We start from the raw sequence: 23,626 nt of genomic DNA on the forward strand, positions 1-23,626 counted from the left end.
TTTTCACACCTGTCGTAAAAAAAGCCCGATCCCTCGCGGGTCGGGCTTTTATCATAGGGAATTCCAAAAGTGAATTCGCAAACCATGACTGCAAATAACGCTTCCGACCTGCCCGTGGTCAGCGATCGCCTCTCGAAGAACGCCATGCGCCACGTCAGCGAACGGCTGATCGAGTCGCTGCTCTTCGCGGCTGCTGCTGTTTCGGTGCTGACCACCATCGGCATCGTCTATGTACTCGTTTCCGAGTCCATCCATTTTTTCCAGAATGTCAGCATCGTCGACTTCCTGACCGACACCCAATGGACGCCGCTGTTCGATGATGCCCACTTCGGCATCATGGTGCTGGTGTCCGGCACCGTCGTTTCCTCTCTTGTCGCACTGGCTGTGGCCATTCCGATGGGGACGATCATTGCCATCTACCTGTCCGAATTCGCCAACGGCAAGGTGCGTGAAGTGGCCAAGCCAATTCTCGAACTGCTCGGCGGCATCCCGACCATCGTTTTCGGCTACTTTGCGCTGCTGATGGTCACCCCACTGCTGCAAAAGTTTTTCCCGGAACTGCCGGGCTTCTCGCTGCTTTCCGCCGGCCTGGTCATGGGCATCATGATCGTGCCCTACATCGCCTCACTGTCCGAAGATGCCATGCGTGCCGTGCCGATGAGCCTGCGCGAAGGCTCCTACGCCATGGGCGGCACCCGTCTCTACACGGCGCTCCATGTCGTCGTGCCGGCCGCCTTCTCCGGTCTTGCCGCCTCCTACATCCTGGCCATTTCGCGCGCGGTTGGCGAAACGATGATTCTCGCCGTCGCCGCCGGCATGCAGCCGAACCTGACCTGGAATCCGGCCGAACCGGCTGCCACGATCACTTCCTACATCGTTCAGGTCGCGCTCGGCGACCTGCCGCACGGCTCGATTGGTTACCAGACCATCTTCGCGGCCGGCCTGACGCTGATCCTGATCACCCTCTGCTTCAACATTCTCGGCCAGTGGCTGCGCCGCAAATTCCGGGAGAACTACTAATGCAAGCCAATTCACTGACCACCGAACAAATCCGTGCCCTGATCGCCAAGGGCAAGCTCAAGGACAGCATCTTCAAGGCCATGGGCATCGCCTGCCTGGCTCTGGCCCTACTCGTCATCGTGATGCTGGTCTCCGACATGATCGCCAAGGGCTCGGAACGGCTGACGCTTGATTTCTTCACCAACTTTGCCTCGCGGCATGCCGGTCAGGCCGGCATCCTGTCGGCCTGGGTCGGCTCGCTGCTGGTCATGCTGGTCACCGCGCTGGCCGCCGTGCCGATTGGCGTCGCTGCCGGTGTCTATCTTGAGGAATACGCCAAGCGTAACTGGATCACCGAGATCATCGAGATCAACATCACCAACCTGGCTGCTGTCCCGTCGATCGTCTACGGCCTGCTGGCGCTTGGCATCTTCGTCTATCAGTTCGGCTTCGGCCAGAGCATCCTGTCGGCCGGCCTGACGCTGGCCCTGCTGATCCTGCCTATCGTCATCGTCTCCACCCGCGAAGCGATCCGCGCCATTCCGGCGATGATCCGCGAAGGCTCGATGGCGGTCGGTGCGACGCGCTGGCAGACCTGCCGCTACCACATCATTCCGTATGCCATGCCCGGCATCCTGACCGGTGTGATCATCGGCCTGGCCCGCGCCATCGGCGAAACGGCACCGATCATCACCATCGGCGCCCTGACCTTCATCGCCTTCCTGCCGCCGGTGCCTTACACCACCGGCGCTGACGGTGTCACCGCCGGCCTGTTCGACTGGGTGATGTCGCCCTTCACCGTGATGCCGATCCAGATCTTCAACTGGACCTCGCGTCCCGATCCGGCCTTCGAAGTCAACGCCGCCGCCGCCGGCTTCGTGCTGATGGTCATGGTGCTGAGCATGAACGGCATCGCCATCTGGCTGCGCTACAAAATGCGCAAGAACATCAAGTGGTAATCCCCGCGTTCAACGCGAACAAATTACCAATACCGAATATCGAAATGGAGTCGCAAATGCAGATTCACGACAAACCGACCCTCAAGGCCGAAGCCCGCAACCTGAACTTTTACTACGGTGAAGCCAAGGCACTGAAGGGCATCAACATGCCCATCTACGACAAGAAGGTCACCGCCCTGATCGGCCCTTCCGGCTGTGGCAAATCGACCTACCTGCGCAGCTTCAACCGCATGCACGACCTTTACCCGGGCAACCGCTACGAAGGCGAGATCCGCTTCTTCCCGGACAACACCAACCTGCTGTCGCCGGAAGTCGATCCGATCGAAGTGCGCATGCGCGTCGGCATGGTGTTCCAGAAGCCGAACCCGTTCCCCAAGACCATCTACGAAAACGTCGCCTACGGCCTGCGGGTCCGTGGCGAGAACAACAAGCGGGCGCTCGACGACAAGGTCGAACACGCCCTGCGCGGCGCCGCAATCTGGGACGAAGTGAAGGACCGCCTGCAGGATATGGCCCCGAATCTTTCCGGCGGCCAGCAACAGCGTCTGTGCATTGCCCGCGCCCTGGCCACCGACCCCGAACTGCTGCTGTTCGACGAGCCGACTTCCGCACTCGACCCGATCGCCACCGGTGCCATCGAGGAACTGGTGCATGAACTGAAGAAGCGCGTCACCATCCTGATCGTCACCCACAACATGCAGCAGGCAGCGCGGGTCTCCGACTACACTGCTTACATGTACCTGGGCGAACTGATCGAGTTCGGCAAAACCGACGAAATCTTCATCAAGCCGCAGGACAAGCGTACCGAAGACTACATTACCGGCCGCATGGGCTAAAAAGGGGATAGACATGAACGAGAGCCAACACCTTTCCAGCCAGTTTGACGAAGAACTCAACCGTTTGCGCACCCACGTGCTGCAAATGGGCGGCCTGGTCGAAACCCAGGTTTCCGCAGCCATCGAAGCCTATTCCACCGGCGAAATCGCCAGCGTCAAGAGCATTGTCGAGACCGACCGCAAGGTCAATGAACTCGAAAAAGCGATCGACGACGACTGCGCCCACATCATTGCCAAGCGCCAGCCGACGGCCTCCGACCTGCGCCTGATCCTCGGCATCAGCAAGATCGTCACCGATCTGGAGCGGGCTGGCGACGAAGCCAAGAAAATCGCCAAGGGCGTTCGCCGCATCTATGAAAATGGCCATCTGCCCGGCCAATACGGTGTCGGCATCCGCCACCTGGCCGAAGCTGCGCTGGCCATGGTGCGCCGGGCACTGGACGCCTTTGCCCGCCTCGATACGCCGCAAGCGGCCGATGTCATTCGTGCCGATACCGATGTCGATGCTGAATTCAAGTCGATCATCCGCCAGCTGATCACGCACATGATGGAAGATCCGCGCACCATCACCACGTCCATCGACATCATCTGGATCGCCCGCGCCATCGAGCGTATCGGCGACCACGCCAAGAACATTTCCGAGCAGGTGGTCTATGTCGTTGAAGGCCGCGACATACGTCATACCAAGGAGAAGGTCCAGTGACTCCGACGATCCTGGTCGTTGAAGACGAACCGGCCATTCAGGAACTCGTCACGATCAACCTCAAGCACGCCGGCTTTCTGGTCGTTCGCGCCGGCAGCGCCGAGGAGGCCGAATCGGCCATCCGCGCCGCCCTGCCTGACCTGGTGATCCTCGACTGGATGCTGCCCGGCCAGTCCGGCGTGGCATTGGCCAAGAAAATCCGCGCCGACGAGCGGACCCGCGAATTGCCGATCATCATGCTTACCGCCCGAGTCCATGAAGAAGACAAGGTGCAGGGCCTCGAAGCCGGCGCCGACGACTACATCACCAAGCCATTCTCGCCCAAGGAAATGGTTGCCCGCGTCCGCGCCGTGCTGCGTCGCCGCGCCCCACACCTTGCTGGCGAAGCAGTCGAGATCGGCACCCTGGCGCTGAACCCGGCAACCCATCGCGTGCTGGCCAGTGGTCAGCCGATCGAACTGGGACCCACCGAGTTCCGCCTGCTCTTCTTCTTCATGACCCATGCCGAGCGCGTCTACACCCGCGCCCAGTTGCTCGACGAAGTGTGGGGCGACCATGTCTTCATCGAGGAACGCACGGTCGATGTGCACATCCGCCGCCTGCGCGCCGCCCTTGAAAACTCAGGCAATCACGAGCGGGTCGAAACCGTGCGCGGCACTGGCTACCGCTTCCGGGGAGCCTGAGCGACGTGTCATCGCAACTGATCCGGGCGCTGCTGCTGGCCTTGTTGTCCTCCGTCGTTGCGCTGCCCATCGGTTATTTCGTGGCCCACTGGGCGGGATGGACGGTGTTCTGCCTGGGCCTGGCCCTGCAGATGGTCTTCCATTTCCGCAACTTCGCCCGTCTCGACCGCTGGTCACACAATCCGGTGGTCGATGCCAGCCTGGAAGGCGAAGGCGCCTGGGATGGCATTTTTGGCCGCCTCTATCGTCACGAAAAAGATCTACGTGAACAGATCGCCCAGCGCGACCACGAAATTGCGATGCTGATCGCCGCCGGCCAGGCGCTGACCGACGGCGTCGTCCTGCTCGATCTGCACGACCAGATTATCTTCTGCAATACCACCGCCGAAACGCAGCTTGGTCTGGTCATTCGCACGGACCGCGGGCAATCCGTCGCCAACATCGTCCGCCAGCCGGAATTCGTCGCCTATCTTGAAGAGGGTGATTTCAGCCGCCCGCTGACCATGCGTACCGAGCGCCGTGAGGACCGAGTCTTCTCGATCCACATCATTCCCTATGCCGGCAACCGGCGCCTCATGCAGATCAAGGATGTCACGCAGACCGACCGCCTCGACCGCATGCGCCGCGATTTCGTCGCCAATGTATCGCACGAACTACGTACGCCACTGACCGTGCTCGCCGGCTTCCTCGAAACACTTGAGGAATTCGACGTCGACCGCGAGGAAAGAAACCGCTACATCAACATGATGAGCGAGCAGTCAAAGCGCATGCAGTCCATCGTCCAGGACCTGCTGACGCTTTCCTCAATCGAATCAGCGCCACCGCCGGAGAACGACCCGGTCGATATGGTCAACCTGCTCGACAAGCTGCGCCGGGATGCGGAAGCGCTGTCGGCAGGGCGTCACACCATCATCGTCGAAACCGATGGCCAGGGCGATCTGCGGGGCTCGGAACCCGAACTGATCAGCGCCTTCGGCAACCTGGTCGCCAACGCGGTGCGCTATACGCCGGCCGGCGGCACCATCCGGATCAGCTGGCATGCCACGCCGCAAGGCGCCGAATTCGCGGTTCAGGATACCGGCATCGGCATCGACCCCAAACACATCCCCCGCCTGACCGAGCGCTTCTACCGCGTCGATCGGGGTCGCTCTCGCGATGCGGGTGGCACCGGGCTGGGTCTGGCCATCGTCAAGCACTCGCTGAACCGCCACCAGGCCCAACTCGAGGTCAAGAGCACGCCGGGCACCGGCAGCCGCTTTGCCGCAAAATTCCCGGCCAGTCGCGTCGCCGGCCTGTAGAACCTCGGCATACCGGCAGGCCAGTAAATTCTTTCTGCGATGAGCAGGATGCTGTGACCGCAGCCACGAGCGGTCACTGATCGGTTTTTCCCAAAGCAGACATGCGGGCCAGACACAAAAAGCCGACAGAAACTTATCTCATTAGCTGAGAAGGGCAGTGTCGGCAAGTCGCCAGCCACTGCGCTTGAATAATCACCATGCCACATGCACAATGAATTGGCAGGCAATTGCCAATGCGCTTGGCGAATTCATGGCTACAACGTATTCCAGGCTTACCTTACTGTTCCTGTACTGCTTGGGCTTGTGAACCTGAATTTTGCGAGACGCTTTCATTCAAGAACAAAGGAGACTCCCTGATGATCCGTAATTCCATACAGTTTTGCGCGCCACTCTGCGCATCCTTATTAGGCTTGGCATGTTTGCTGCCCATCTCAGCCAACGCTGCCGATATAGCACCAGAAAAAGCATCGGGCCTGACGGGTGCGGCAGTGGGCGTCGGTTCAGTGGACTTGGCCCCGCACAACCTGCCCGGTGCAATCGGCGACTATGAGCTGCGCGCACGGGTCATTGGCATCGCCCCCGGTGGCGCAATTCCCAACCACCCCCATGCAGGACGTCCAGGTATCGTCCGCGTCACCAAGGGCACTGTCGTCGAGTACCGCGGCGAGACCAAGCGTACGCTGGAAATCGGTGACACCTGGTATGAGAATGCAGACACGGTGCACTGGTTCCAAAACCCACACAGCTCGGAAGCGGCTGAAATTTGGGTCGTCGATCTGGTCCCCAAGAAGAAATGAGCAATGCCGCGCTCAAGGAGCGCGGCATTCTTACCCAAGATCGGCTTATCTGGAACACGTGGATCGATCTTGCTCACCTTATTCGATGCTTTTTGGAATTTATTCATTTTTGGACCGCCGATCAGGGTAGCTATCCAATTCAATAGGCAAGACGAATTCAGAATCAATTAAATGACCGGTATTCGGCGAGTAAATTGACATCCTCTTTGGCTCAAGTCGAGCCATAAGCGGCCTGTCGAAATTATTGCTAATAGCAGACACTGACGAATTATGAACAGTTCCTCGTTTACTCGTCCACCATACCAGTGTATCTTGGATGAATATGCCAAATGGCTCAACCAATCAATGGTTTTCGGGAATCATGAGTTATTCATCGAATCGACTGTATCGCTCAATCTATATCCTGAGTACTTTACTAGTCATTGCGCTGTTATCGCCCGCAAAAGCTGAAAGTTTCCTGTGGGATGCAGTTTCGAAAAATGACGTCGATAAAGCTAAAACACTCATTTCTTTTGGTGCAAATGTCAATCAAAAAAATGCTTACGGTAACCCAATAATTCACCATGCTGTAGCAGAAGGAAATCTAGAGATAGTCGAATTATTGATCTCCAAAGGTGCAGACGTAAATGCAAAAGGTCAATTTGACCGGGTGGCGCTTCATTACGCAAACAAGAAAGGCATGGCCAAAACCCTTCTGGCGCACCGCGCGATTGTAGATACACCTACCAATTACGGAGAAACACCACTGCACTGGGCAGCAAGTGGGGTGAATGGATTCGGAAAACAAGTCGATTTGGTTGAGTTTGCTGAGGTTTTAATTGCAAATGGAGCCGACGTAAACAAAAAAACAGGTGAAGGTAGGTCAAATAAAACACCGCTCAATTATGCGGCAGAGTCAAACAATCTGCCTGTTGCTAAGATCCTTATCGCTCACGGTGCAGACGTTGATGGTGGCGGTTCTTCACCATTAAGTTCTGCAGGGGGAAATGGTGATTATGTCGAGATGGCTCAACTACTTGTAGAGCATGGCGCTGGAGTAAACACCCCTTCAATAGGAGGTTGGTATCCACTTCATTCTGCTGCGGGGAGAGGAAATATTAATGTAACTAATTATTTACTGGCACACGGAGCAGACCCGAATGCCACAACCACAAACAGGGATAAATACACTGCTCTTTATGTGGCATCAGGAAGTGATTATCACGCGAAGGTCGTAGAGTCTTTGTTAAAAAGCGGGGCCAACCCAAACATCAGGATTGCCAATAGCTTAGTTCCACTTCATATGGCGACATCCGAAGGTGCAATAAAGACTGTTGAAGTATTACTAGATCACAAGGCGGAGATAAATATTGCCACTAGCGATGGCACAACGCCGCTTCATCTGGGTATCACTCTTGGAAAAAATGATAATAGAAAAGATGTCGTTGCGCTTTTATTAAAGAACGGCGCAAATGTTAATACATTAAACATTCGCAGCGGGATGACGCCGCTAACAGAAGCGATAAATCGAAATGATGTTGATATAGTAAAACTACTAATATCAAATGGCGCAGATTTAAATATAATGGGAATTGTCGGCAATAAAGCTCTTGCCGCAGCACGAAATTCCATTGCTATTACAGATTTGCTGAAAGAGCACGGTGCGCATCAACCTTAAAGCTCTGACCAAAGACCGCTTTTCTAATTTTCTACTTCCGCTTTGGGCACGCTACTGCCTATGGGGAATGGCCGCTTTCGGAAAGTGAAGCCAGTGACCACTTTGCGGCGATCAACCCGCGCAGGCGACGGTCGCTTTGGGCACAAAGCAAAAGTAGAGATTGGCGCCCACCATACCTGCCCGAAAACCTGGGCACCAGGCAGGCCAAGTCAGTTCAAAGTTCGCGCCACGGACAATACGGCATCGCCCGCCCCCAAGCGGCGGCGCTCGATGAACAGACTACCGCCCAAGGGTTCGTTAGCCGTCTGCTTGGCTTTTTTCTTCGCCTGTTTCTTGGCGACCGAGGCGGCCGCCGCTACTTCGCGGTGCGATTCGCAGTCGCCCGGGCCAATCCGGACCGCCCCGATCGAGAGCGTCGGCAAAGGCTGAAAGCTCAGTTCTCCCCGTCGATTTTCCGCCATGTAACCACCTCGCAGACGCTCCTCAACGCCCAGCATGCTGCCCATGGCCTCGGCAAAGCGGCTGATGATCTGCCAGCAGCGAATTTCCCAATCCACGCTACGGAATATCACGAAGAAGTCATCGCCCCCGATATGGCCGATGAAGTCAATCCGTTCGTCAGCGGCTTCACACATCAGGCGGGCCAGAGTCTGGATCACGTCGTCGCCGCGTCGATAGCCGAAGGTATCGTTGAAGGGCTTGAAGTCGTCAATATCGATATAGGCCGCAACAAACGGGTTGCCGGCCGACAGCATCCGGTCGACGTGTTCGTTGATCGGCACGTTACCGGGCAACTGGGTCAGCGGATTGGCATAGCGGGCCGCACTGAGCTGCATTTCGGTAATCGTCGCCATCAGGTCGCGACTGCTCCCGACGCCGAGATATTTGCCATCGCCGGTGACGATGAATCCGTCGGACAGATAACGTGTTGGCGCCATTGACAACATCATCGCCAGCTCCTGGATGGTGGCATGCTGATCGACCACCAGCGGCGCCTGATCCATGAACAGCTCACAGCTCTTGCGGCCGAACAACTCCCGGCGAAAAGGCCGGGCAAAGAGGTCGACCATGCTGTTCCGGTTGATCATCCCGACCGGTTGGGTACCCTGCACGACAGGCAGGACATCGAGTTCCGGATCGGCCTCGAAACGGGCAATCACCATGGCATTGCTGGCATTCATCGGCACGGCCTCGATCGGCTTGAGCAGCGTTCGCGCGGTTGGCAACTTGCCGGGACCGCCAGTCATCGGCGACAGGGAAAGCGACTGCTGATCGAGCGCGGACATCACCGGCCCGGCAACGTGGCGTAACGGATGGCTTGACGGTCGGGAGATGAAATAGCCCTGGCCACAAGCAATCCCCATGTCGCGAATGCAGATGAAATCCTCGGAACGCTCGATCCCTTCGGCGACCAGCGAGGCATTGCAGATTTCAGCCAGATCCTGCATCGCGCGCACAAAGTGGAACTTGATCCGGTCGTCGGCAATCCCGCCGATGAAATGCTTGTCGATCTTGACGAACTCCGGCCTCAATTCGGACCACATGCGCAGGTTGGCAAAGCCCTCCCCGAGGTCGTCGATGGCAATCTGGAAGCCGCGCCCGCGATAATGCTGCAAGGCCTCAAGGATGCCCGGCATATCGGTGATCTGCTGGTTTTCAGTCAATTCGATCACAATACGATTCGGTGCAATCCCGAGTTCATTGAGCAAAGCCCGGGTATGGCCATTCATCAGCCGGGGATCGAGCAGACAGCTCGGTGTCACGTTGAGAAAAAGCCGCCCCGCCAGCCGTTGCGCCGCAAAGGCTCGCAAGCTGGCTTCCCGGCAGGCATGCTCCAGATCGAGCGTCAATCCATGCCGGGCGGCCGCGCCAAAAAGCTGATCCGGCCAATGCAAAGGACTATCAACCGGACCGCGCATCAGTGATTCATACCCGAGAATGGCTCGCACGCGAAAATCGAGAATTGGCTGAAAAACCGGGAACAAAAGCCCCTCGGCCATAATTCGTTGCAACTCGATTACTTCTTCGTCAATCATCAAAATCATTACGCAAACATTCAGGGAACGGGATGGCGAGTTTAGAAGGCGAAGATTGCAGCACGATGACGAAAAAGTTGACGTTAGCAATTTTGGTAATTATCAATGGCGCAGCCACGCCACCGCTCCTGCTTAGCCTCAAGATTTGGCAGGCAAAACGACCTGGATTTCATCCAGTCACGCTGCGGTAACAAAGCAGCCGCATCCTGCCCACAGAGCTGAATTTTTTCTGCGAGGTCGTGATGACGGAAACACTGTTCTGCTACTGCTGCCGGGTGCATCACCAGAAGGACCAGATGCGCCTGTTCCCCACCCGACAAGGCTATCGCTGGCGCTGCGTGCGCAGCATCGAAGCGGCATTCCGCAGCCGACGAGAACGCGACTCCTTCGGTCGCCAGCAAACCGAAATCAACCGCCAGGAAGCACAGCGGGCGGCTGAAAGTGCGGATCGTCTACGCCGGGCGCTCGCCCTGGTGACCTGACTCGCCATGGCAAAAATCCGCTTCGACACGCTCGACCCCAGCAGCGCGCCCCTGGTCGACGCGAGCGTCACCCTGATCGTCAATGCCTTCGGTGATCCTGAGCGATACAGCGCGACGCGAGTCGCCAGAGAATTACAAAGCGACGACCCGGTCTTTTACCGGCAATTTTTCGTCGCCATGGAAGCCGGCGAAATCCTCGCCGTTGGCGGGGTCAAGGCAGCGGACTGGGCCTCGAAGACCCATATCCTCTACCTGTCGGCGGTTACCCCGGAGCGACGCGGCAAGGGGATTGGCCGCGCGCTGATCAAGGCGCGTATCGAGTGGCTGGAGAAAACCTTCAAATCCGGGCGAATTCTCGTCTCGGCTGCCAAAACGCGACGTTTTCGCGACCTCGGCTTTGTCGAAATCCGCAACAGCAGTCTCGATGGGCGACACCTGCTGCTGCGCCGCTTTTGAAAATCAGGCACTCATTTTCCGCTGTCCGCCACAGGGTGAGCGCACGCGAAATACTTTAACGCCCCTGCAACAATGACTGGCGATAGTGACGTCTGAGCCTCACAGGAACAGCCCACGGAGTTTCATATGGAAAAACAAGACCGCAACGACATCGCCACCTTCCCGGAACTGTTCGACGGCATGGAGCAATTCATTGAGGAACAGGCCCGGGGTATCAAGAAAACCAGCGCCATCGTCGCCATGCTCGCCCTGCCCTGCGGCATGTTGATCGCATGGTGGCTGAACCGGGTCGCCTGAACCCCGTCAGCCCCGCCCCCGGAATCTGGAGCAGGAATGACCAGCCGGCTCCGGCAAACGCGGGGCCTTGGTGATCCTGGCAAGAAAGTTCAACCCCCTGCCGCAAAGGTCGACCATGCAAGCCCCCATCTCCTTTCGCGCGACACTGCTGATCCTGGCGCTGCTGCCCGCGCTCGATGCCTGCGTACCAGCCCTGCTCGTCACCGGTACCGCCGCCACCATGATCAGCGTCCATGACCGCCGCTCAACCGGCAACCAGGCCGACGACGAAACGTCGGAATGGAAAGGCAGCAACCGGCTACCGGCCGAGTACAAAAATCACGCCCACGTCAATTTCACGGCTTTCAACCGGAACCTGCTGCTGACCGGCGAAGTGCCGAGCGATGAGGCCCGGCAAGCCATCGGTGCGATGGCCGAAAAGATCGAAGGCATTCGCCTGGTCCATAACGAACTGGTCGTTGCCCCGCCGGCCACCTTTTCATCGCGCAGCAACGACGCCTTTGTTTCATCCAAGTTCAAGGCCCGACTGCTCGAATCGAACCAGTTATCGGCCAATCACATCAAGGCCATCACCGAAAGCGGCACGCTGTTCCTGATGGGCCTGGTCAATGAGCGCGAGGCCAAAGTCGCCGTCGCCATCGCCCGCACCACCGACGGCGTCCGCAAGGTGGTCAACGTAATGGAAATCATCCCGGAAGAGGAAACGCGCCGCATCGACAACAGCCTCCTCGGCGCCCGCACGCCGCCACCGCTGGCGGCACCGGTGGAGACTCGCTAAGTCGCCAGCAAGCTGAACAGACCAGGCAGCCAGGTGGCGAGGAAAGGCAGCGCCGAAATCGTCAAAGCGCCAAGCAGCATGGCCAGCACGGCCGGCAGCACCGAGACGGCTACATAGCGAATGGACTTGCCAAACATCGCCGAGGCGAAATAGATGTTCATCCCGGCCGGCGGGCAGAGGAAGCCCATCTCTATATTGGCCAGGAAGATCACGCCGAAGTGCACCGGGTCGATGCCATAGCTGATCGCCACCGGCAGCAGTAAAGGCACCAGCACGACGATGGCAGCGTAGATTTCCATCAGCGCCCCGGCCAGCAGCAGGAAGAGGTTGAGGGCGATCAGGAAGGCGAACCTGTTGGGCAGCACCGACTGCACCCATTCGATGGCGGCATCGGGAATGCCGGCATCGACCAGGTAGTTGGTCAGGCCCAGCGCCATGCCGAGGATGACCATGATGCCGCCGATCACTTCGGCGCAATCGGCCAGGGCTCGGCGGATGTGCAACCAGTCCAGTTCGCGGTGGGCCAGCGCCTGGGTCAGCAAGGCATAGGCGGCCGTCAGTGCGGCACTTTCGGTCGGCGTGGCGATACCGCTGACCAGCGATCCGATGGCGACCATGGGTGCCAGCAGCTCCCACTTGGCCGCCCACAGGGCCGGGCGAACAGCGCTGAAATTGTGCGGTTCGGCAGCGACGGTCGCTGCCGTTGCGCCGCGGCGCAGATAGCCGCCAAGCAGCAGCAAAAAGCCAACCATCACCACCGCCGGCAGCACCCCGGCCAGAAACATGGTGTTGATCGGCACGCGGGCGATGATGGCGTACATGATCAGCGGCACCGACGGCGCCAGCAAAACGCCCAGCGCACTGGCGCTGGTCACCAGGCTGATGCCGCGCTGTTCGGGAAAGCCGGCCTTGGTCAGCAACGGCAGCAACAGACCACCGAGTGCCAGGATGGTGACGCCACTACCGCCTGTGAAAGCGGTAAAGAAGGAACAGAGCACGGCCGCCGCGATGGCAGTTCCGCTGACGCCGTTGCCGAACAGGGCGGTGAACAATGCCCCTAGCCGCGCCGCCGCCCCGGTCCGGGCAAAGAGCAGGCCGGCCAGCGTAAATAAGGGCAAGGCCGGCAGCGAAGGATTGACGGTGATCTGGTAGTGGCTGAGCGGCACCGAGGCCAGCGGCTGGCCCTCGCTCCAGAACAAGGCCAACGCCAGCCCGCCAAGTACGGCGAAGATCGGCGCCCCGCAAAGCAGCACGGCGATCAGCCAAAGGGCAAAAGGCCAGAACGGCAGCGTGCTGCCATCGAAATGGCCGGCAAACAGGAAGCCTGCCACCGGCAGCAGCAGGCCGAGAACAACGCGACCGGCTGGATTATCCGTAATCCGCCCGGCGAGCTTGAAACCAAGCACCGCAAAGCCGATTGGCATGGCAATCTCGACCATCCAGCCGGCGATGCCGTAGGCGATGTCGCGTGGCATATCCATCTCGCTGGCCACGAAGGTCCAGCTGGTCTGGGTCAGCATGCCGCACAGCACGGCGGCGCTGACCCGGGCGAAGCTCTGGGCCGCGGCGCGAACCAGCGGATTGCCAGCGGCGGCAAAACCGGCGCCGAGCGAACTCAGATGCTGGCCGCGCTCGGCGACCAGCGCGCCAAACATGGCCAGCACCAGCCCGAGATGCTGGACCAGTACCGGCGCATTCTCGATGCCCCGGCCGAACAGCGGCCGCAGCCCGATTTCGAGCAGCGGGATCAGCAGCATCAAGGCCAACGCCCCGCCGGCGATCAGCGCATCGAACTGACCAATTATGGCGCCCAGCCGGCGCAGCGCAGCCATCGCTTACTTCTTGCCGGCGCGGTAGGCCTTCAGGTGGCCAACCACCTCATCGAAGGTATCGGCCTGGACCATCTTGCCGCGGATGCGCGGATAGAGATTGTCAGCCAACGTAATCCACTCCTGCATCTGCTCGGCGTTCGGCTTGTTGACCTTGAGGCCGCGCTTCTTCATGGCCTCGACCGCTTCATCGACTTCCTGGCGGGCCTTGGCGCGCAGTTGCACGCCAGCCTTGGCACCAGCTTCGCGCACGGCAACCTGGCCTTCCGGCGTCAGGTCATCCCAGGCCTTCTTGGTGATGACCAGCGCACCGACAATCGGCGCCCAGTTGAGGTCGAGCATGTTGCTGGCCGTGGTGTAGATCTGCGTCGCCAGCGCGAAATACGGCGTCGATGGCACGGCATTGATCATGCCGGTCTGGATCGCCGGCAGGATGTCGCCGGTTTCCAGCGGCACCGGCGTGTAGCCGAGGCTCTTCATGATTTCCTGTTGCTCGACCTCGCTGCCCCAGGCAAAGAACTTCATTTTCTTGAAATCGTCCGGACGAACAGCCGGCTCCTTCGAAAAGAAACGCACCCAGCCGGCGTCGCCCCAAGCGAGCACGACAAAGCCCTTGTCGAGGAACTTCTTTTCCATGCCCGGCCGCATCTTTTCGCGGACGTAATCGACCTCTTCCCAGTTCTTGAACATCAGGGGCATGTTCTGCAGCGCGGCAATCGACGGTTCGATCTCACGCAGGCCGACCACCGAAAGCAAGCCACCCTGCAGCTGGCCGATGCGCATGCGGCGCACCATGTCGGTTTCCCCGCCCTGACTGCCATCCGGATAAACGAGGTACTTGGCAGTGCCGCCCTGCGCGGTGCGCCACGCCTCGCCCAGCTCCATCAACTGCCGATGGTAGAGCGAGTTTTTCGGCGCCAGCGTGCCGATGCGCAGTTGCTTGTCGGCGGCCAGTACGTTCAATGCCAGCACCCCGCCGAGGAGCAGCGCGGCCAGTTTGCCCAGTCTTTTCATGATTCTCTCCCTTGCCTTGATCGGCGGTTCAGAACAGGTCATCGGCTTTTTCCAGCAGCCAGCGCGCCCGCCGGCGCATCACTTCGTTTTGCAGGGCCTGCGGGCTGCCGGCTTCATCCTTGATGGCCAGCGCTTGCTTGAGCAGGCTTTCAAACTGTTCGCGGTCGCCGGCTGGCTGGGCATGGCCCTCAGCCTTGGCGAGCAGCGCCCCGGCGCTCTTGCCGGCAGACTGCTCGATGGCCCGGTCAAAATAGACCAGCGCCTGCTGCTGGTTGCCGCCCGGCCGTGCTGCCTCGAAAGTGCCGAGCAAGCCGGTCAGTGTGCCCTGCCCCCAGTCCGGATCGACCGCCCAGGCGCGCTGCGCCAGACGCACGGCGAGCGGCAGATCGGCGACGACATCAGGATTATCTTTCGATAGCGAAATCCAGCCGCCCCAGGATGCTGCGGCCCAGTAAGCAAGGCCAACTTGTTCCGGGCGGATTGCCGGCCAGTCCTTTTCCTGCGTACTGACCAAGGCCCCGGTAAAACCCGCCGCGGCCGTTTCCAACCCGCGCATGGCGTGGCGATGCGCCCGTTCGTAAAGTTTGGCAGCACGCTGGCGCAGGCGCTCGGCTGCCTTGGCATCCTTGGCCTCGATCTGCTCGCCCTCGAAGGCGACGAAGGCATAGGCGTACTGCGTAAAGCCGGCAGCCACCGACTCGGCCAGCCCCAGATGCCCCGGATCCTGACGCAGGATCGATTCCGAAAGCTTCAGGTGGAAGGGTGCGGCATCACGCAGCAATTCGAGATCCGTCTCGCTGCCTTGCTCCTGGGCGGCCAACTCGTCGGCCAGGCTGCCAACGATCATCTGGCGTGGCGAACAAGCCCCGAGTTGCAGGGCGAGAAGAACAACAGAGATTGCCGGCCCGGCCCTGCGCATCAGTAGGTGCAATTTAATTCCGCCGTCACGAATCAGTTGGCCGGCACACTAGCCGGCCGATGTTACAGAGGGATGACCGCCCCCCTGGGCTAGACGCTGAACTGCAACGTGGAATCGCGGAGGCGATCGGCCAGCGTCGCGACCTCATTGGCCGAGACGGAAGATTCGGAAGCTGCCTTGGCGCCACGTTCGATCATCTGCGCCATGCGTTCGGTATTCTGGGCGATCTGTTCTGCGGCGATGCGCTGCTCGCCAAGGACATCGACAATCTCGCTGGCCGCGACGGCCGAACGCTCGCAGAATTGCTCGATCTGCACGATGGCCCGCTCGGTATCGGAGGCCAGTCGCGTTCCGCGCTGCGCCCGTTCGGCGGTTGCCGCAACCGCCTGCGTTGTTTGAGTAGCCGCATCGCCAAGCTTGGTCACCAGGCTTTCTATTTTGCGGGTTGTTTCCGACGTGTGGTTAGCCAGTTTTCGCACCTCGTCGGCAACCACGGCAAACCCGCGCCCGGCTTCTCCGGCCCGGGCTGCTTCAATGGCGGCATTCAGGGAGAGCAAGTTGGTCTGCTCGGAAATTTCCTTGATCTCCTTGGCAAACTGGGAGATTTCCTGGGTGTGCTGCTTGAGATCGAGCATCAAGCTCGAAGAGGCATTGGCCTGATCGGAAATGGCCCCAATTTCACTGATCGCCTGATGGATGACCTTGCCGCTCTGGCTCGCGGTATCGCGGGTCACTTTGGCTGCATCGGCCGCGCTGCCGGCACTTTCGGCCATCACTGAAATTGCCGTGGTCAGCTCTTCGATCGCCGCCGTAATCATCGCTGCCGCCTCGCTCTGCATACTGGTCGCGTTGGCGACTTCATGCGCCGACTGGCGGAGCGCCAGGGCATTGCCGGACGTTTGTTCGGCACCGAGTTTGACCTCTCCGATCAGCCTGCGCAGCCGGCTTTGCATTCTTTCGATGGAAACCAGCAGCGAATTGGCCGCTGCTTTTCCGGTATGCAGGCTCTGTGTCAAATCGCCCTCGGCAACCCGGCCGGTTGCCATGACCAAGGGTTCCAGTTCACCACCGAGCCGGCGCAGGATGTTCTGAGACACGTAAGTTGCCAGCCCCACGGAGACAACGGCCCCGGCAATGCCGACGACCAGCACCAGCAGGACATTTTCCTGATAGCGACGATCGGCGATTTCCGATGCATTGCCCACCGTCTGCGTGGTTGCCTGACTGATCGCCGCGAAGGTTTCAGCCAGCATGGTGACCAGCGGCGTATCCGCATCGCGGATCGCGGCATCGACCATCAGCGTGTATTTGGGCATGCCGGGTTCGTTTTCAGCCAGCACCTGGTCATAGAGCTGATTCAATTCGCTGGCCAGCTTGCGAATCTCGCCAACTTTCTCCCCAGCGTTGAGCTTGCCGGTCTTCTGGATGCGCTCCAATTCTTCAAGCTGCTGCCAGAACGCGCCCCGGCCGGCCAAAAACTCGGCCCGCCCCTTGTCAAACTCTGCTGCCATGAAATTGCGCAGCAACATGTTGTTCAGCCCCCGCTGCTGCGCCTGCAGCGAACTCTGGACGCCGCTCACCAGCGTCAAGGCCTGCGAAGCCTCTGCCACTTCGGTTGAGACCTGACGAATATCGCCACGAAACGCGTTAAAAGAGATCAGGGCCGTCAGCAACAACAACACCCCGAAACCAGTACTGATGCCAACCATCAGCAAAAGGCGGGTACGAATCGATAGCGAATCAAGCATTTTCATGAGTAAATATACTGAAATTACCAAAAGTAAAATCAGTCTATCTCCGGATTGTTTCAGCCTCTTTACCAACCCTCGTCAGATCACCACCGCCAGTATCAATATCGGGCGACCGCTTGCGTACCGCATGGAAGGAGCGACGCAAGCAAAGGCATCGAGATGCAAGGCTTCAGCGCCTAAAACCCCACTAGGCCTTAGCCGAAAATGATTTCGATTCCATGCCCAGGCGGATGCCTGGCACCTTGGTTTATTGACGAGCCTCGTCAATCAGCCACTGCTTGACCAGCATGGCCGCGGGGCGCAGCGGCAACTTGCTGTGATGAACAACGTAATACGCATTGCTCAGTGGCAGGTAATGCCCAAAAGGCTCGATCAAGGTCCCATCGGCCAGTTCTCCCGCGGCGAGCAGCGGGCTGGCCATGACTACGCCTTGCCCCAGTTTGGCTGCTTCAATGGCCATCATGGACTGATCGAAGTGGATGCGGGGAATGGCTGCGATTTTGCGCTCATCAAGCAAGCTGAACTGGCTCAACCATTGCGGCCAAAGGGGATGGATGGTGGTCAGCAGCAAGGTGGCGTGCCCCAAATCCTCGGGAACGTCCAGATTAAGCGCTCTCGCGTATTCCGGACTGCAATACACGCGAGCCTCGTCCTTGAACAGCAAGCTTGCATCAAGACTGGGGGCTTGCCCGTTGAAATAACGGATGGACAAGTCGACGGATTCACGCTCGAAGTCGACCAAGGCAGTAGTGGCATTCAAATGCAACTCGATTTCCGGATGCTGGGTCAGCAAACGAGCCATTCGACGCGTGAACCACTTGGCGGCAAAGCTGGGCGGCATCGATAGCGTGACCGCCATGCTTCGACTATCCCGGAATTTATGACTCGCATCGGCAATCTGGGCGAGCGCCGGTTGAATCCGCTGCCAGTACGCCCTGGCATCCTCGGTGGCTTGCACCTGCCGGACCTGGCGGATAAACAATGGGATGCCCAGCCAATCTTCAAGTTTCTGGATCTGCTGACCAACGGCACCGGGGGTCACGCACAGCTCGTCTGCGGCAACAGAAAAACTCCCGCTTCGCATCGCGGCATCAAAGACAACCAGCGCCCTGAGTGGTGGAAATCGGCTCATAAGATAGAAATTCTATAATATCGTCCATATTAAATGATTTGCTGGGACCTGGCCTGAAGGACACAATTTGGTCACCACTTTCACTGGCCACCGGAATCATGTTCCATTCCCTCCGCCGTCCCGATGTACTGGTCGTCACCCTGGCCGCTGCCGGCATTCTCATGGTCACGATGGGGATTCGCCAGTCGTTCGGGCTTTTTGTCAGCCCGCTGAACAGCACGACGGGGATGGGCGTGGCCACCATCAGTCTGGCACTGGCCATCGGCCAGTTCACCTGGGGAGCTATCCAGCCCATCGCCGGAGCCGTCGCTGACCGCTATGGTCCGCGCGCCGTTTTGGTCGCCGGGTTGATCACCCTGGCCCTGGGTTGCGCCATTACGCCGTTTGTTCAAAGCGGCTTTGGCCTGACCATCGCCCTCGGCGTGCTGGCCTCCATCGGCTCAGGCGCCGGCAGCTTTTCCGTGCTCATTGGCGCCGCTGCCCAGCGACTGCCCTTCGAATCACGCGGTTCGGCCTCGGGGGTCATCAACGCCGGCGGTTCATTCGGCCAGTTCATCTTTGCTCCACTGCTGCAGAAACTGATTCAATCCATTGGCTGGATGGGCGCCATGTGGGCGATGGCCATCGCCGCGCTGGCCACCCTTCCGCTCATCGGCAAGCTGACGGGCCCAGGCTCCACGACGCCGCACCATGCCGAAAGCGAGCAACGGCTTGGCGATGCCATCCGGACTGCGTTGAAGAGTCCGAGCTATTGGCTACTGCACGCCGGCTTCTTTACCTGTGGATTTCATATCGCATTCCTGGTGACGCACCTGCCAGGCGAAGTCAATTTGTGCGGATTGCCGCCGAGCGTTGCCAGCTGGTCCCTGGCCATTATTGGCCTGGCCAACGTCTTCGGCAGCCTGTTTGCCGGCTCGTGCGTGGCGCGCTATCGCAGCAAATACGTACTGGCAGTCATGTACGCCTCGCGGGCACTTCTCATCGCCTGGTATTTGCTGGTGCCGCGCACGGAATGGAATTACTACCTGTTTGCGGCCGGGCTTGGCTTTACCTGGCTGGCGACCGTGCCACCCACCGCGGCCATCGTCGGAAAATTGTTTGGCACAAGGTTTCTGGCCACCTTGTTCGGGCTGACCTTGTTGTCCCACCAGATTGGCGGATTTCTCGGTGCGTGGCTGGGCGGCATCGCGATCAGCCAATTCGGTGACTTTAGCTGGATGTGGTACGCCGACATGGTTCTGGCCAGCCTCGCGGCCCTGGTGAACCTGCCGATTCGCGAAGCCCCCATGGCCGCACCAGTTGCCACACCCGCCTGAGTTGAACCCACCGGAAGCGAGGAGCAGCAAATGAACAAATTACGGGCTGACGTTTCGATCGAGCGGCTTAACGAGATGGGCGATGAGTACCTGCCCGGATTTCTCGGACTGGAAATGCTGGCGTTGACCGAAGGCTCCCTGAAGAGCCGGATGCCGGTGAAGAAATTACACTTCGCCCCGAACGATTTCCTGCACGCTGCCAGCATCGTCGCGCTGGCTGATACGACCTGCGGCTATGCCACCATCGCGCATCTGCCGGAAGGCGCCCAGTCGTTCACCACCATTGAATTGAAGAGCAACCATCTGGGAACGGTGAAGGAAGGCAGTATCGCCTGTCACGCGACAGCTCAGCACCTGGGCCGCAACACGCAAGTCTGGGATGCCGTAGTGACGGACGAGACCAACGGAAAAAAAATCGCCCTTTTCCGATGCACCCAGATGATTCTTTGGCCAAAGGCCTGAGGGTCACGCCAATACATCCAGATCGAAGCGCCGAAGTCACCCTGAAAAAACAAAACCCCGCCGCAGCGAGGTTTTGCTTGATCCGGCAAAAATCAGGCGGCCGGCGGGACGTAGCCCTGAATCTGATCGGCGCCTTCGCCGAAGAAGTGCTTTTCGACCTGCTCGGCCAGGTACTTGCGGTGCTTGGCATCGACCAGGTTCAGGCGGTTTTCGTTGATGATCATGGTCTGCATCTTGATCCACTGCTGCCAGGCTTCCTTGGAAACGTGTTCAAAGATGCGCTGACCCAGCGGGCCCGGGTAGGGAGGAAAATCGAGGCCTTCGGCTTCGCGGCCGAGCTTGATGCAGTTGACGGTACGTGCCATGTGAAACTCCGTAGAAAATAGGTTTGGCGAAATTATAAGGGCTTGAACAGCACCTTGGAGCGCCGTTGATAGTTGTACATGTCGCGCTTGCCTGCCGGCAGATCATCGACCGTGCCCAGCTTGAAGCCACGCTCGACGAACCAGTGCTCGGTGCGGGTCGTCAGAACGAACAGTCGCTTGATGCCGGATTTACGCGCCCGCTTTTCGATGCGCTTCATCAACTGCTCGCCATAACCCCATTCGCGATGATCGGGATTGACCGCCAGGCAGGCCAGTTCGGCTTCCTCTTCCGAATGCTGATAGAGCGCCGCGCAGCCGACGATGATGCCGTCGTGCAACATGATCGAGAAGCGGTCGATTTCGCGCTCGAGCAGTTCGCGCGGCCGATGGACGAGAATGCCTTCCTGCTCCATCGGTTCGATCAGTGCGATCAGCGCGGCAATGTCGTCCGGCTTGGCTTCGCGGATATTCTCCAGCGATTCGCGCGTGACCACCGTGCCGACGCCATCGTGGGTAAACAATTCGCGCAGCAAGGCGCCATCCTGCTCGAAGCCGATCAGATGCACCCGGCCGACGCCGACCCGACTGGCCCGTACGGCACAAGGCAGATAGCGTTTGATATCGGTCGTCAGCCAGTCGGCATCCTGCAGCAACTGTGATGCTTCATCGGCCGTCATCGCGTCGAGCAATTCGCCCGCCTTGTCGGTGACCCCTTTGCTGTCCGTCAGATAGACCAGCTTGTCGGCCTTGATTGCCGCGGCCACGGCCTCGGCCGCTTCTTCCATCTGCAGGTTGAAGATCTCGCCGGTCGGCGACGGCCCTTCGCAGTTGAGCAGCACGATGTTGCCGAGTCCAAGCTGGGCATTGATACCCTCGGCGTCCACCTTGCGCACCTTGCCGGCGTAATGCATGTCGATACCGTCAAGCACGCCGATCGGCTGGCCGGTGATGAAGTTGCCACCGATCACGCGAATGCGGCTGTTGGCCATCGGTGTATTGGGCAAGCCCTGCGACAGCATGGCCTCGATTTCGAGATAGACGCTGCCGACCGCATCGAGCACGCAGTCGAGCGCCGCCGCATCGGTCACCCGGTAGCCGCGGTGGTACTTCGACTCGAGGTTTTTCTCGGCAAGCTCTTCCTCGATCTGCGGCCGGGCACCATGGACCAGGACCAGGCGGATGCCCAGGCTGACCAGCAGGTTGACGTCATAGGCCAGCGTCTTGGCAAACTCGCTGGCCACCGCCTTGCCACCGAAGGCGATGACGAAGGTCTTGCCGCGAAAGGCATTGATATAGGGCGTCACCGCCCGAAACCAGGAAACGAAATGCTCGTCGTAAGGGGTATCGCTCATTTTTCGGTGTATTTTCCTTCGTCTTTCAGGGCCAGTTCGATCCGTTCGCACAGGGTTTTCAGCACTTTAACCCGGGCAAAGTTCTTGTCGTTGGCCTCAACCAGCGTCCACGGCGCCAGACCGGTCGAGGTGCGATCGACCATGTCACAGACCGCCGACACATAGTCATCCCATTTTTCACGGTTGCGCCAGTCTTCGTCGGTAATCTTGAAGCGCTTGAACTCGGTATCCTGACGCTCCTTGAAACGGCGCAATTGCTCATCGGCGCTGATCTGCAGCCAGAACTTGACGACAATGGCGCCGGAGTCGGATAACTGGTGCTCGAAATCGTTGATCTCGGCATAGGCGCGCAGCCAGTCAGCCTCGGCGCAGAAGCCTTCGACCCGCTCAACAAGCACGCGGCCGTACCACGAACGGTCGAAGATCGCTGCCCGGCCGGTCCGCGGCAGATGCCGCCAGAAGCGCCACAGGTATGGCTGCGCCCGTTCCTCTTCGGTCGGTGCGGCAATCGGGATGATCTGGTACTGCCGGGCGTCCATCGAGGCGGCGACCCGACGAATGCTGCCCCCCTTGCCGGCCGCATCCGAACCTTCGAAGACCAGCACCAGCGAACGCTTGCCGACAAAACGCGGATCACGCACCAGCTCCGACAACCGCGCCTGATATTTGGCCAGCTGTGACTCGTAATCCTTCTTGGTCAGCGTCTGGGTCAGGTCCAGTTCGCTCAACACATTTTTCTCGTCGATCGGATGAACGATCGGCGGCGCCACCGGCACACGCTGCAGGCCTTCCTGGCTCAGGCGGCGTTTCATCGCGTCGAGCACGATGCGACCGACAGTCAGCGAACGGTATTCGTCGTCGGTGCCTTCGACGATGATCCACGGCGCATGCGCCGTGTTGGTCACGCGCAGCACGTGGCCGGCCACCTGTTGCAGGCGGCCATAGGTCTTCAGGCGATCGTAGCTTTCCCTGGTCACCCGCCAGGCCGTGCGCGGATCTTTCTCCAGCGCCTTGAGGCGGGTCTTCTGCCCCTCCTTCGACAGGTGGAACCAGAACTTCAGGACCAGCGCCCCTTCGTTGACCAGCATGGTCTCGAAGCGGTTGATGTCGTCGAGACGCTCATCAAGGTCGGAACGCCGCATGTCGCCGTTGATGCGATCGGTGATCGGCTGCGAATACCAGGAACCGGCGAAAATGCCGACCTTGCCCTTGGGTGGCAAGGCGCGCCAGTAGCGCCACATGTAGGGTCGCGATGCCTCTTCGTCGCTCGGCGTCGCAAAGGCCAGCGTCGAAATATGGCGCGGGTCCATCCACGAGTAGAGCAGGTTGATCGTCTCGCCCTTGCCGCTACCGTCGACGCCGCTGATCAGGATGACGACCGGAAATTCCTTCTTTTCCAGCATGTCGTACTGCACATCGAGCAACTCGGCGCGCAGTTTCGGTACTTCGCGCTTAAAGGTTGCCTTGTCGACCTTGTGGCCCAGTTCTGCAGATTCAAACATCGC

The 23,626-nt window shown here is 59.5% G+C and carries 23 protein-coding genes and 1 pseudogene; 14 read left to right on the plus strand and 10 right to left on the minus strand.

Going from position 1 to position 23,626, the window contains the following annotated elements:
• Positions 1–84: 84 nt before the first annotated feature.
• From pstC to DARO_RS22560, 8 genes are all read left to right on the plus strand, one after another.
• Positions 85–1,020: a phosphate ABC transporter permease subunit PstC gene (gene pstC, locus DARO_RS18190; protein ID WP_011289288.1), complete on the plus strand. Its 936-nt coding sequence runs from the start codon at positions 85–87 to the stop codon at positions 1,018–1,020.
• The gene (gene pstA / locus DARO_RS18195; protein ID WP_011289289.1) at positions 1,020–1,958 is read left to right on the plus strand and encodes a phosphate ABC transporter permease PstA; all 939 of its coding nucleotides are present in this window, start codon (positions 1,020–1,022) and stop codon (positions 1,956–1,958) included. The genes pstC and pstA overlap by 1 nt, the downstream gene beginning before the upstream one ends.
• A 56-nt stretch (positions 1,959–2,014) precedes the next feature.
• A complete protein-coding gene (gene pstB / locus DARO_RS18200) occupies positions 2,015–2,794 on the plus strand; it encodes a phosphate ABC transporter ATP-binding protein PstB (protein ID WP_011289290.1) in 780 nt (259 codons plus the stop codon).
• Positions 2,795–2,807: 13 nt separating this feature from the next.
• Complete coding sequence (gene phoU, locus DARO_RS18205; protein WP_011289291.1) at positions 2,808–3,497, plus strand: phosphate signaling complex protein PhoU; 690 nt, start codon at positions 2,808–2,810, stop codon at positions 3,495–3,497.
• Entirely contained in the window at positions 3,494–4,180 is a 687-nt protein-coding gene (gene phoB / locus DARO_RS18210) for a phosphate regulon transcriptional regulator PhoB (protein WP_011289292.1), read from the plus strand. The genes phoU and phoB overlap by 4 nt, the downstream gene beginning before the upstream one ends.
• Before the next feature lie 5 nt (positions 4,181–4,185).
• A complete protein-coding gene (gene phoR, locus DARO_RS18215; protein ID WP_011289293.1) occupies positions 4,186–5,478 on the plus strand; it encodes a phosphate regulon sensor histidine kinase PhoR in 1,293 nt (430 codons plus the stop codon).
• A 356-nt stretch (positions 5,479–5,834) separates the two neighbouring features.
• The gene (locus tag DARO_RS21965; protein WP_011289294.1) at positions 5,835–6,275 is read left to right on the plus strand and encodes a cupin domain-containing protein; all 441 of its coding nucleotides are present in this window, start codon (positions 5,835–5,837) and stop codon (positions 6,273–6,275) included.
• Between the two features lie 316 nt (positions 6,276–6,591).
• Entirely contained in the window at positions 6,592–7,932 is a 1,341-nt protein-coding gene (locus DARO_RS22560) for an ankyrin repeat domain-containing protein (RefSeq protein WP_083761555.1), read from the plus strand.
• Between the two features lie 209 nt (positions 7,933–8,141).
• Here the strand turns inward: DARO_RS22560 and DARO_RS18225 are convergent, their stop codons facing one another.
• Positions 8,142–9,977, minus strand: a complete 1,836-nt coding sequence (locus tag DARO_RS18225) for a GGDEF domain-containing protein (RefSeq protein WP_011289296.1) — start codon at positions 9,975–9,977, stop codon at positions 8,142–8,144.
• A 233-nt stretch (positions 9,978–10,210) separates the two neighbouring features.
• Here DARO_RS18225 and DARO_RS18230 point away from each other — a divergent pair, with 233 nt between their 5' ends.
• The 4 genes from DARO_RS18230 (at position 10,211) to DARO_RS18240 (ending at position 11,981) form a co-directional block, all read left to right on the plus strand.
• Complete coding sequence (locus DARO_RS18230) at positions 10,211–10,450, plus strand: hypothetical protein (protein ID WP_011289297.1); 240 nt, start codon at positions 10,211–10,213, stop codon at positions 10,448–10,450.
• A gap of 6 nt (positions 10,451–10,456) precedes the next feature.
• Positions 10,457–10,906 carry a GNAT family N-acetyltransferase gene (locus DARO_RS18235; protein WP_011289298.1) on the plus strand — a complete coding sequence of 150 codons (450 nt, stop codon included), beginning with the start codon at positions 10,457–10,459 and terminating at the stop codon, positions 10,904–10,906.
• Between the two features lie 126 nt (positions 10,907–11,032).
• Positions 11,033–11,203, plus strand: a complete 171-nt coding sequence (locus DARO_RS22950; RefSeq protein WP_011289299.1) for a hypothetical protein — start codon at positions 11,033–11,035, stop codon at positions 11,201–11,203.
• Between the two features lie 115 nt (positions 11,204–11,318).
• Positions 11,319–11,981: a BON domain-containing protein gene (locus tag DARO_RS18240; RefSeq protein WP_011289300.1), complete on the plus strand. Its 663-nt coding sequence runs from the start codon at positions 11,319–11,321 to the stop codon at positions 11,979–11,981.
• Here DARO_RS18240 and DARO_RS18245 read toward each other — a convergent pair.
• The 6 genes and pseudogenes from DARO_RS18245 to DARO_RS23375 all read right to left on the minus strand — a co-directional run.
• Positions 11,978–13,813, minus strand: coding sequence for a TRAP transporter large permease subunit (locus tag DARO_RS18245; protein WP_011289301.1), 1,836 nt, complete (start codon positions 13,811–13,813; stop codon positions 11,978–11,980). The two genes, DARO_RS18240 and DARO_RS18245, sit on opposite strands and share 4 nt — an antisense overlap.
• Positions 13,814–13,816: 3 nt before the next feature.
• Positions 13,817–14,824 carry a TRAP transporter substrate-binding protein gene (locus DARO_RS18250; protein ID WP_011289302.1) on the minus strand — a complete coding sequence of 336 codons (1,008 nt, stop codon included), beginning with the start codon at positions 14,822–14,824 and terminating at the stop codon, positions 13,817–13,819.
• Between the two features lie 28 nt (positions 14,825–14,852).
• Positions 14,853–15,755 (minus strand): TRAP transporter TatT component family protein, encoded by a 903-nt coding sequence (locus DARO_RS18255; protein WP_198134069.1) that lies wholly within the window; start codon positions 15,753–15,755, stop codon positions 14,853–14,855.
• 77 nt (positions 15,756–15,832) lie between these two features.
• A complete protein-coding gene (locus DARO_RS18260; protein WP_011289304.1) occupies positions 15,833–17,497 on the minus strand; it encodes a methyl-accepting chemotaxis protein in 1,665 nt (554 codons plus the stop codon).
• A 244-nt stretch (positions 17,498–17,741) separates the two neighbouring features.
• Complete coding sequence (locus DARO_RS18265) at positions 17,742–18,353, minus strand: LysR substrate-binding domain-containing protein (protein WP_497463069.1); 612 nt, start codon at positions 18,351–18,353, stop codon at positions 17,742–17,744.
• Between the two features lie 135 nt (positions 18,354–18,488).
• Positions 18,489–18,626 (minus strand): annotated as a pseudogene (locus tag DARO_RS23375) (LysR family transcriptional regulator); the annotation flags it as partial.
• A 98-nt stretch (positions 18,627–18,724) separates the two neighbouring features.
• Here DARO_RS23375 and DARO_RS18270 point away from each other — a divergent pair.
• Positions 18,725–19,942: an MFS transporter gene (locus DARO_RS18270; RefSeq protein ID WP_011289306.1), complete on the plus strand. Its 1,218-nt coding sequence runs from the start codon at positions 18,725–18,727 to the stop codon at positions 19,940–19,942.
• A gap of 30 nt (positions 19,943–19,972) precedes the next feature.
• Positions 19,973–20,404: a PaaI family thioesterase gene (locus DARO_RS18275; protein ID WP_011289307.1), complete on the plus strand. Its 432-nt coding sequence runs from the start codon at positions 19,973–19,975 to the stop codon at positions 20,402–20,404.
• A 92-nt stretch (positions 20,405–20,496) separates the two neighbouring features.
• Here DARO_RS18275 and DARO_RS18280 read toward each other — a convergent pair whose 3' ends face one another.
• From DARO_RS18280 to pap, 3 genes are read right to left on the minus strand one after another with little or no spacing between them, the layout of a single operon-like run.
• Positions 20,497–20,769, minus strand: coding sequence for an oxidative damage protection protein (locus DARO_RS18280; RefSeq protein ID WP_011289308.1), 273 nt, complete (start codon positions 20,767–20,769; stop codon positions 20,497–20,499).
• 32 nt (positions 20,770–20,801) lie between these two features.
• Complete coding sequence (gene argA / locus DARO_RS18285; RefSeq protein WP_011289309.1) at positions 20,802–22,121, minus strand: amino-acid N-acetyltransferase; 1,320 nt, start codon at positions 22,119–22,121, stop codon at positions 20,802–20,804.
• Entirely contained in the window at positions 22,118–23,623 is a 1,506-nt protein-coding gene (gene pap / locus DARO_RS18290) for a polyphosphate:AMP phosphotransferase (RefSeq protein ID WP_011289310.1), read from the minus strand. The genes argA and pap overlap by 4 nt, the downstream gene beginning before the upstream one ends.
• Between the last annotated feature and the right edge of the window lie 3 nt (positions 23,624–23,626).

Source organism: Dechloromonas aromatica RCB, assembly GCF_000012425.1.